This is a genomic window from Phytobacter sp. V91 (genome assembly GCF_965644225.1).
Classification (GTDB): Bacteria; Pseudomonadota; Gammaproteobacteria; order Enterobacterales; family Enterobacteriaceae; genus CBFFRJ01.
Window position 1 is genome coordinate 1 of sequence record NZ_CBFFRJ010000167.1, and the last position, 9,634, is coordinate 9,634.

Below are 9,634 nucleotides of genomic sequence, written 5' to 3' on the forward strand. Positions count from 1 at the left end.
CAGCTCAGCTAAGGTAAGGCTAATACAGATAAGGACTCCACTGAACCCCACCGATTAAATCGCACCTTCCTTAGCTGGCCAGGAAAAGGCTAAAACTTCCACGTTATATAACGCTTCCAGACGATGAGCTCTTTCCAGCACTTCTTCCATGTCGTTATTATAACCATGGACAAAAAACAGCAAATTCCTTTTCTCGGTTTGTAGTTTCTTAAATAAAATACTGGCCACATAATCACTGGCAAAGTATTGTTTCCCCGTTTCATTAAGCCCCGCATCTGTTTTCATTTTATCCGTTGCTTTATCGGGAATGATATTCACCGCCCAGTCATCACCCTTTTTCTCGGCAGATACCAGTCGTAACTCATTTGGCCCCGACTCATTGGGGGTCAGACCAAAGGCTTTAATGCCTTTACCAGCCGTATTCAGTTTTCTATTGGTAACAAGAAACATATTATATATCTCCTTGCTGATAGAACATTGTCATACTGAAAAGCCACGGAATATTTTGATGATATTCTGTGGCAGGAAAATAAAGCGTAATTGCAGTCATCTTGCATCAACAGCGGATATTCAATGTGCGATACCGATCACTTAACAGAATTTTAGGGCTGCATATCACCCTGTTCAAAACTTGCGCACTTCAATATTCAGTTTTTGCAGGGCGTAGTAGAGCTGACGCGGGGTGATATTTAACAGCCTGGCGGCCTTGGCTTTCACCCATCCGCTTTTCTCCAGCGCGGCAATAAAGCGGTGGCGGATCTCATCGTCCGCATCCTTTCCGCTCACCGACTGCACCGCAGGCAACTGAAGATTGGACGGCGCGCGGCAGGGATCCCAGCCCTCAGTCGCCACCGGCAACGGGATGTCCTTATGCCGTTTGCTGTAGTGCTCAATACGTAAATTTAGCTGTTTACGCAGGCAGGTGCCGTGGATGCAGGGCAACTGGGTAATAACGTCGTCCTGACGGTGAAGAACAGCATATTCGAGGCAGTTTTCCAGATCGCGCTGATTTGCCGGCCACTGGCACAGATACAGCGGCGAAAGCGCCTGCGCTGTAATCGACACCCGGGCGTGATTGCGCTGGTTAAAGCGGCGGAAAAAGTCCTCCACCAGTTCCGGGATATCGGCATGTCTCTCCCGCAGCGGCGGCAGCGGGATACTGGCCACATGCAGACAATAATAGAGCTCGGGCAGAAATGCCCCTGCTGCCACCTGCTCTTCGAGATTGACTTCGCTGGCGCACACCAGTCGGGTATCGCCGCACTGCTCGCGGTTATCCACCGGGGAGAGAAAAGACTGCCGGGAGAGTAAAAGCAACAGCAGCTGTTGCAGACGCAGGGAAAAGCGCCCTATCTCACTGAGAAACAGCGTTCCCCCTGCGGCCTGGGCCAGCGCGCCGGGTACGGCAGGTGTTCGGGTGGCATCCCCGAGCAACAGCAGCAGGAGTTCCTCCTCGCTGACATGATCGCAGGGGAGTTTAACAAAAGCGCCATCCCGCCAGGGCGATCCGGCATGCAGCGCTCTGGCGACCGTGTCTTTGCCGGTGCCTGCCTCGCCGCGCAGTAACACCGGCGTGCGTACCGCAGCATACTGCTGCAGCCGGGTCTGCACCCGTTGCATGGCGGGTGAACGGGCGATCAGCGGGCGCGGGACACCCTGTCGCGGCGACGGACGCTCAGGGGTATGCACGGCGGAGGGACGATTGCGCGGCACGTTCAGGCCCGGCCGCGAAAGTGTTTATAGTTAAGCCGGTATTTCTCCAGCCGGAGCCCTAATGCCCGCCTCGTCATATTCAGGTGGGTGGCGGCCCGGGAGACATTGCCCTGAAACAGGCCAAGCGCTTCCACAATCAAATCATGTTCAACTCGGGCAAGACGCGCTTCGAGGCCGTCCTGCTCAATCAGGTGGTCAATCACCGGCTGGAGCGACAGCGGCAGATGCCAGGCGTGGATAATACCTTCGTCGGCCAGCAATACCGCCCGTTCCATCACGTTTTCCAGCTCCCGCACGTTGCCGGGCCAGTCGTAGTTAAGCAGCATATTCAGTGCCGGTGTGGCAATGGTGGGAATATCAACGCCCTGCTCGCGGGCAAAATACGCATTGAAGTGATCCGCAAGAATAAAGATGTCGTTGCCCCGTTCCCGCAGCGGCGGAATGGTCACCGGGAACACGTTCAGGCGATAGTAGAGATCTTCGCGGAACTCCCCTTTCTCCACCATCTCGCTGAGATCCCGATGGGTCGCCGCCAGAATGCGCACATTCACCTGCAACGTGTCGTTGCTGCCCACCCGTTCGAAGCTGCGCTCCTGGATAACCCGCAACAGTTTGGATTGCGCCGAGGGCGAGAGCTCCCCCACCTCATCAAGAAAAATGGTGCCGCCATCGGCCTCTTCAAAGCGCCCGGCACGCCGGGAGATGGCGCCGGTGAACGCCCCTTTCTCATGGCCAAAGAGCTCACTTTCGATCACGCTTTCCGGCAACGACGCGCAGTTAAATTTAATAAACGGGCCACCAGCGCAGTGGCTGTTCTGGTGGATGGCGGTCGCCACCCGCTCTTTGCCGACCCCGCTCTCCCCGAGGATCAGTACCGTAGTGCGCGCATGGCTGACTTTATCGATTAGCTGGTACACCGACTGCATCGCCCGCGAGTTGCCGATGATATTCGTCGGCTTGAACTTCTCCGCGCTCTGGCTGAGCGCCGTGCTGTGGGCGCGCAGGACTTTTTTGTGCGCCCGCTCCAGCAGATGCAGTTCCACCGCCTGGGCAATAATGGCCGCAATCACCTTCAGGACTTCGAGATCCAGAAAACGCAGTTGCACATTGTTATAGACGCGCTCAATGCCAATGGTGCCCATCACCTTCAGGCCGCGAATAATAGGCACGCAGATAAATGAGTGCTGCCCGTCGCGCTGCTTATCCCAGCTTCCGGTACGGTTAAGAAACAGCGGATCATCGGCAATATGCGGCACCACAATTGGCTGGCGGGTTTCGATCACCCGCCCGGTGATCCCTTCCCCTGGCGCATAGACGCCCTTCTCCACTTCTTCCGGCGAGAGGCCGTAGCTTTCGTGGATAAATATCTGGTCGCAACTGGCGTCGTAGAGGGTCACCATGGCGCGGATCACCTGCATATGCTTTTGCATCAACTCCAGCACCAGCTTCAGGGTGCGCGAGAGCTTGCCTTCCGCACTGACCACCTTGCTGACCTCCGAGAGCAGCGGCATCAGCTCCGAACGACACTCCCCCAGACGACAGCTAAACGACAGTGGTTCCACCAGCGGTGATGGCACCACGCCGGTCAGAGTAAAACCTCTTTTCTCCTGGAGCATCGTGTTTCTCCCGATAAAGCGAGCGACATAAAGCAGCATCTATGCTGATTTGCAAAATCAGCGCCAGTGCTGCTAAAAAAATACATTTTTTAATGCGTTGAATTTACGCTGTTTTTTAATATCACATCGCAAGAAAGTGGGAGGATGTGTTCTTACAGGTACACTTTTGTTGGCTTTTGTTCGTTAAGGAACAAGCCGTACATTTACCGTCAACAGCCCCTTTTCTGCGGGCGTGATTGTCCAGCTCAACTCTCTGGGATTAAGCGTTGAGAACCATTTCGGCAGGTGGTCACAGAGGATCTCCAGCGAGGTAAAATTCCGCTGCTCAAAAAACGGCATCAGCAGTCGCTTCGAGGTATGGCTCCCGCCGCCCTGCAAGGCTGCCAGCAGATCAACGCGGAATGTCCCCTTCTCAGCACCGGGCACGATAAATGCCTGCGGCAGCGGGGTGACTGGCGCAGGGACAGCGGCGATGCGGCTGGCGATATTATCCAGAAAATCCTCCGGCTGGCCGCTGCCCTGCCACATGGTAAGCCCCATGCCATCGAGCCATGCCAGCAACGCGCCATGAATTTCCCGCGCCACAAAGTGGCGACACTGGGGCAGATCCGCCAGCATCGTCAGCGTGCGCTGGCGGATCTCGTTAAGCGTCAGGCTGGCGCTAAGGGCAAAAGGGATCTGCAAACAGGTCTGCCAGCCGCCGCCATCGCGGGTATAAACCTTCACATAGCCAGGCTGGCCCAGAGGGGCAGTCATGCCCTGTTCATCCACAAAGACGGCAATTTTCATCTTCCTCTCCTGTTTAAAAGCCGTGCTGTTTGCCCTTCATCGACGCGATATCAATGCGGATAACCTGGGTGGCTTTGAGATTCGCTGCCGGAAAGGTGAAGGATTTGTGGCTAAAGCGCGCCATCAGTTGATGCAGCATGGCGATTTTCTCGGCATCGTCCTGCACGAACTGCACCTGACCCGTGCCGATCACCGTGCGATGTCGCGCTTCGTAATTGCAGGCCAGCTCGTCTTCCACCACCCCGCCGTAGTGTGAGATGGCAAAGCAGATAGCCGGATTTTTTTTCATGATCTCAATTTTGCTCCCGGCCCTGGCCGAGTGAAAATAGAGCGCGGTGCCGTTCCAGACATAAAACACCGGCAGCACAAAGGGCATGTCATCACTGGATAAGGCGATATACATCACGCGCTCCTGGGTCAGGATGGCGTCAATGCCAGCCGGATCGGTGATTTCACGTTCGTCACGGCGCATTTCGCCGTGGGGATGACCGGGCATCAGGGCTTGATTCATCGTGATTTCTCCGCCAGTGCCGCCTGCTCACGGCGGATCAGGGCATCCAGTGAATTGCAGAGTTCAAGAATGCGAACCTTGTCCTGCTCGTCCGGCACGCCATGGTGATAATCATCAATCGAGCAGATACCAAAAACCGCATCCAGCGACAGAATGCTTTCGCGCAGCGCCTCTTCCAGTTGCAGATGTTCTTCAATACTGCGAACCAGGCTGCGGTAATTGTGATTCATCGGCATATCCCCAAACAGCGCGCACAGGGCAATCAGGTAACACTCCACCGCAATAGCGGCAACGTTGAAGACCAGACTCGGTGAACGGGTCTGATTAAGCAGTAATTTCGCCCGGTGGTGATAACCACCAGCGTGTTCGTAACAGCGGGTAAAGCGCTGGCTATCGCTCTCAAACAGTAACGTTGACATGGGCATCCTCCAGGGGAAAAAGCCGGGGCGAACCCCGGCGTCGCAGACAGGAACTACCAGACGTTGAGGATCCACTCTTTGTTTTTCTTGTACTCCATGTCGGTAAAGAGGGTATTGGCCATCTGCTCTGCCAGCCAGATGGCGCCGGCATACCCCACCACCGGATGGCGATAGTGACCCGCGCGGTCATAGGTGGGGAATCCCACTCTGACCATCGGGATCTGGTTGTCGATGGCAGTAAAGCGGCCCTTCGAATGACCGAGGATCAGATCCAGTTCGATGTCACCGTCGGTGATCCGTTTTTCCATCTCCCAGAGGTCGGCGTTGGTAACAATTTCCATCTTGTAATCCACCTGCTGTTGCAGAGCCTGGATCCGCGGATCGCTGCCGTAATTCGCGTTGTCGTCGCCCAACAGCAGCAGCATCGGTTTCATCTCCAGATCAAGACAAAACTCCGTCAGCCCTACCACCAGGTCCGGGTTGCCGTATATCGCGACCTTTTTATCCGCCAGAAACATGTGCACCAGGTCGGTCAGGGCATCAAGCGCAATGCCCCGCTCACGCACCAGCGACTGTGGGATCGGTTTCCCGGTCAGCGTTTTAAGATTGTGCAAAAAGGTGTCAGTGTTGCGAATACCAATTGGCGTCGGGCCAATCAGGGCTGGCACTCCAAAGGTCTCCTCCAGATAACGTGCCGCTTTTGCCCCTTCGTAACGGTTAAGGGCAAGAGTGGCGGTGGCGTTAGCGGTATCAACCAGATCGGCAATGGTGGTATTGCCATGGGAAACATGGTTGCCGGAGGGCATCAGCGGTGAGTCGAAGGCTTCGATTTCAAACAGCACCGTCGCATCGATGTCCATTTCCGACAGCAGGTGTTTCAGCGCCGTCACATCCCCTGGATTCACCCAGCCGGTTATCAGGTTCAGTTTGCCGTTTGGCTCACTTTTACGGGCAAAGTATTTCACCATGTCACGAACGGCCAGGTCATAGCCGGTGATCATGCTGCCGACAAAACTTGGCGTGTGGATAGGGATCAGATGCACTTCACGGCCAGCATATTTCTCCTTCAGCAGGCCGTCATTGAGCTTACGCACCACGCCGTCGACGTCATCCCCGATAACCTCGGTGGAGCAGGTCGTAATAATGGGGATCACTTTGACATGCGGGTAGCGCATCAGCAGGACATCCACCGCCTGCTCGACGCGATCCAGTGCGCCGAACACCGCGCCATCTTCGTGAACCGACGAGGAGGCAATCTCAAAGCTCTCTTTCAGATGCTGAGAAATCAGCAGGCGCACAAACATTACGCAGCCCTGCCCTCCGTGCACAATGCCGATACAATCTTTAATGCCGATACTGACATACTGCGCGCCCGCAGGCTGGCAGGTAAAAATGGGATTGATCACCCCGGTGCGATCTTTCGCTTTCAGTTCACAAGACATGGTCAGCCCCTCTTAATAGCGCTTGTCGGTCAACTCTGCGTTGAGTGAGCCGGTAATGGTCAGGTAATCCAGCCGCTGATGCAGCGCATCCATCAGCAGTTTTTTGGCCTCGACGGTCATCGACTGCAACCATGCAAAGCGCGCACGGTACGCATCCGCCAGCACCATCGCATCGACCCAATAGCAGCGGTCAGCAGGCGTCTCCAGCGTGACGTCCTCATCGCACAGCAGCTCGCGCGTTTTCCCCAGCACTCCGGCATTTTGTTTTTCCCGATCCCAGCTGCGGGAGTGAAACTGCCACAGGCAGTGCTTCATGATGTAATCCACCATCAGTTCGACCTTTTCGTCCTGACTCATACGGCCTCCTGACGATTCGGCTTATCGGCGGAGAAATCCGGATATTCACGCTGGCGCAGTTTGCTTACGCTGTCGTAACCCCCGGTGTATTCGCGCGTTTGCGGATCGTTGCGCACCTCTTCGCTCAGGCTGACGTCGGAGAGCATGCGCGCGGTGGCGAAGCCCTGCGTCGCCGGGATTTCATCCTGGCTGATATCCAGTTTTGCCAGTTGATGAATGGGCGAATAGATGGCGTTGTAGATATCACGGGCAAAACGTACCCAGCCCTCAAAGCCTTTATAGGGGCCATTGTGGTAGGCGTGAGCGTTGAGGTATGGCACGCGGATTTTCTTCGCCACTTCCCCCGGACGTTTGCCGGTAAAAATGACATCCGGTTTCAGTTTGTACATCGCCTCCAGAGATTCCAGTTCGTTAGGATCGTCGATAGCCAGCGCGCCAGCCTCACAACGGGCAATGCCCTTTTCCATATCGCCCTGATGGCCGAATTTGGTGTACAACGACACCACTTCCACCCCCATCTCTTCATGGATAACGTGCGCCCAGTGCCACAGTTTGGAGCCACCCGGCCAGAGGCATACTTTCTTGCCTTTCAGCCGCTCTTTGTACCAGTCCAGCTCCGGTTTCCAGCGGGCTACTTCTTCATCGATAATCGCCTGCGCCCGGTCTTCAATACCGAAAAAGAGGCCAATTTTGCGCAATGAGTCAGCCAGCGGGCCAAAGCCAAAACCGTCAATATCCAGACGCGGAATGCCGTAGCGCACCCGCAATTCGTTACAGATGTACTCCGCTGAACGGGCGCACTCGAGCACATTAAGATGTGCTTTATGCATCCCGCGCAGATCATCGTAAGAGCCATTGCCGGTGAAGGTGGAAAGCACCTGGATCCCCATCCGCTTGAAGAAATCCACCATCACTTCCTGATCGCCCTGGATGTTGTATTCACCCACGTAGTTGATGACGTAATCGCTGGTGATCACCGGCTCAACGGTGCCGACTTTCTGGTTTATCCAGGCAATATTGATTTTATGGTGCCCGCCGGACTGGCTGGGGCCGGCAAAACCCGGTGAGTTACAGACAAAAATGTCCACTTCCGGGCGTTCATCCATCACTTCCTGGGCAATGGCGGCAATATCGTCGCCAATCAACGCCGAGGCGCAGGTCTGGTAAATGGTCATCCGCTTAATTTCCGGATGCGCATTAAAGGCTTCAATAATGTTATTTTTAAGTACTTTTTCGGCACCGAACACGATGTGTTTTTCTTTCATGTCAGTAGCAAAAGTATATTTAAGCTGGAAGTTATCGTTATCGCTGATATAACGCTTGGTCTGCCAGGTATCATAGGTGCAGCCGACCGGGCCATGGCTGATATGAATAACATCTTTCATCGGCGTGCCAATAACATGCTTGGCTCCGCAATAGGCACACCCACGTTCAGAAATAGTACCCGGAATGGTATTCAAGTACCCCAGCGGCAACGCTGAGGTAATATCTTCATCCGGCCCTTTAACGACGGCATGCTGTTTACGCTCAGGAATGCATTTACTGCAATCAAACTCATGGTAAGGCATAAGAACTCCCCCATTTGGGAAATGCGGCTGAACACAGGAACATTAAGAGCGGCGCGAATTAATCCATCATGCCGTATTTAACCACCATTTTTTCCAGCTGATCCATCGACAACGGACGTGGGATCACAAAGTCTTCATTCTCAATTATTTTACGCCCCAGTTCGCGATATTCCTGCGCCTGATTGGCTTCTGAGTCAAACTCAGTCACGGTTTTTTTATTGAACTCAGCTTTCTGTACAATATTGTCACGGGGCACAAAGTGGATCATTTTCGTACCAATTGCGGCGGTAAATTCTTCGAGGAATTCACGCTCACCATCAACATTACGGCTGTTGCAGATGATGCCGCCAAGGCGCACACCGCTTTGTTTGGCGTATTTCACCAGCCCTTTGCAGATATTGTTAGCAGCATAGATAGCCATCATCTCACCGGAGGCGACAATATAAACTTCCTGCGCTTTACCATCACGAATCGGCATCGCAAATCCACCGCAGACCACATCGCCCAATACATCAAAGAAAATAAAGTCGAGATCGTCGGTGTACGCTTTATTATCTTCCATCAGATCGATAGCGGTAATAACCCCACGACCTGCGCAACCCACGCCTGGCTCAGGACCACCGGACTCTACGCAACGAATATTAAAGCAGCCGGTTTTCACTACCATTTCGTTGGTGATTTTCTCCGCCCCTTGATCGCGGAGTATATCCATTAATGTTTCCTGAGGTTTGCCACCAAGAATAAGACGAGTGGAGTCGGCTTTCGGATCGCAACCATGAATAAAAACTTTTTTACCGTGAAAAAAAGCGAGTGCGGCAGCGGTATTTTGCGTGGTCGTCGATTTACCGATGCCCCCTTTGCCATAAATAGCCAGCTTGCGAGTCATACTGTTTCCTCTAGTCATTAATTGAAGGATGAAAGTGTGTAATGAATTGGCATAAGGGGAATTGCAAAGGCGGGGCCAGATTATGGTAAGCGAAGATATTTAGCGAAAAAAAGCGGGGTGATATCACTTAGCTTATGAAAATACGTGATTTTATTTTTTTACAACGTGGTTATTACTGGCTAAGAATGCACTGGGGGAAAATAAAAAGAGTGTACGCTCAGGTACACTCTCTCTTAAAAACGTACTTTGTGAGTAAAAGTAAGTATCCTCCGGCAGAGCCGGAGGCTTTAGGGTGAGCGCCTCAAAGGCGCCGACAAACCATGAGCCGCCCAA

The 9,634-nt window shown here is 53.8% G+C and carries 11 protein-coding genes; all 11 read right to left on the minus strand.

Features of this window, described 5'->3' with window-relative positions; translation table 11 throughout:
• Positions 1 to 54 precede the first annotated feature (54 nt).
• On the minus strand, positions 55 to 450 hold the full coding sequence (locus ACSZO4_RS23025) for an alpha/beta hydrolase (RefSeq protein ID WP_437891377.1): 396 nt from the start codon (positions 448 to 450) through the stop codon (positions 55 to 57).
• Positions 451 to 624: 174 nt separating this feature from the next.
• Complete coding sequence (locus ACSZO4_RS23030; RefSeq protein WP_437891378.1) at positions 625 to 1,713, minus strand: sigma 54-interacting transcriptional regulator; 1,089 nt, start codon at positions 1,711 to 1,713, stop codon at positions 625 to 627.
• 2 nt (positions 1,714 to 1,715) lie between these two features.
• Positions 1,716 to 3,329 carry a sigma-54 interaction domain-containing protein gene (locus ACSZO4_RS23035; protein WP_437891380.1) on the minus strand — a complete coding sequence of 538 codons (1,614 nt, stop codon included), beginning with the start codon at positions 3,327 to 3,329 and terminating at the stop codon, positions 1,716 to 1,718.
• A 183-nt stretch (positions 3,330 to 3,512) separates the two neighbouring features.
• Positions 3,513 to 4,118 carry a Fe-only nitrogenase accessory AnfO family protein gene (locus ACSZO4_RS23040; RefSeq protein ID WP_437891381.1) on the minus strand — a complete coding sequence of 202 codons (606 nt, stop codon included), beginning with the start codon at positions 4,116 to 4,118 and terminating at the stop codon, positions 3,513 to 3,515.
• A gap of 13 nt (positions 4,119 to 4,131) precedes the next feature.
• Positions 4,132 to 4,629, minus strand: coding sequence for a pyridoxamine 5'-phosphate oxidase family protein (locus tag ACSZO4_RS23045; RefSeq protein WP_437891382.1), 498 nt, complete (start codon positions 4,627 to 4,629; stop codon positions 4,132 to 4,134).
• Positions 4,626 to 5,048 carry a hypothetical protein gene (locus ACSZO4_RS23050; protein ID WP_437891383.1) on the minus strand — a complete coding sequence of 141 codons (423 nt, stop codon included), beginning with the start codon at positions 5,046 to 5,048 and terminating at the stop codon, positions 4,626 to 4,628. Before ACSZO4_RS23050 ends, ACSZO4_RS23045 begins: the two co-directional genes overlap by 4 nt.
• Positions 5,049 to 5,101: 53 nt before the next feature.
• A complete protein-coding gene (anfK, locus tag ACSZO4_RS23055; RefSeq protein WP_437891384.1) occupies positions 5,102 to 6,490 on the minus strand; it encodes a Fe-only nitrogenase subunit beta in 1,389 nt (462 codons plus the stop codon).
• A 12-nt stretch (positions 6,491 to 6,502) separates the two neighbouring features.
• On the minus strand, positions 6,503 to 6,847 hold the full coding sequence (gene anfG, locus ACSZO4_RS23060; RefSeq protein ID WP_437891385.1) for a Fe-only nitrogenase subunit delta: 345 nt from the start codon (positions 6,845 to 6,847) through the stop codon (positions 6,503 to 6,505).
• Entirely contained in the window at positions 6,844 to 8,415 is a 1,572-nt protein-coding gene (anfD, locus tag ACSZO4_RS23065; protein WP_437891387.1) for a nitrogenase iron-iron protein, alpha chain, read from the minus strand. The genes anfG and anfD overlap by 4 nt, the downstream gene beginning before the upstream one ends.
• A gap of 58 nt (positions 8,416 to 8,473) precedes the next feature.
• Positions 8,474 to 9,301 carry a nitrogenase iron protein gene (gene nifH, locus ACSZO4_RS23070; RefSeq protein ID WP_437891388.1) on the minus strand — a complete coding sequence of 276 codons (828 nt, stop codon included), beginning with the start codon at positions 9,299 to 9,301 and terminating at the stop codon, positions 8,474 to 8,476.
• A 150-nt stretch (positions 9,302 to 9,451) separates the two neighbouring features.
• Positions 9,452 to 9,634 (minus strand): hypothetical protein (locus ACSZO4_RS23075; RefSeq protein WP_437891389.1); only part of this gene is annotated, 183 nt, incomplete at its 5' end.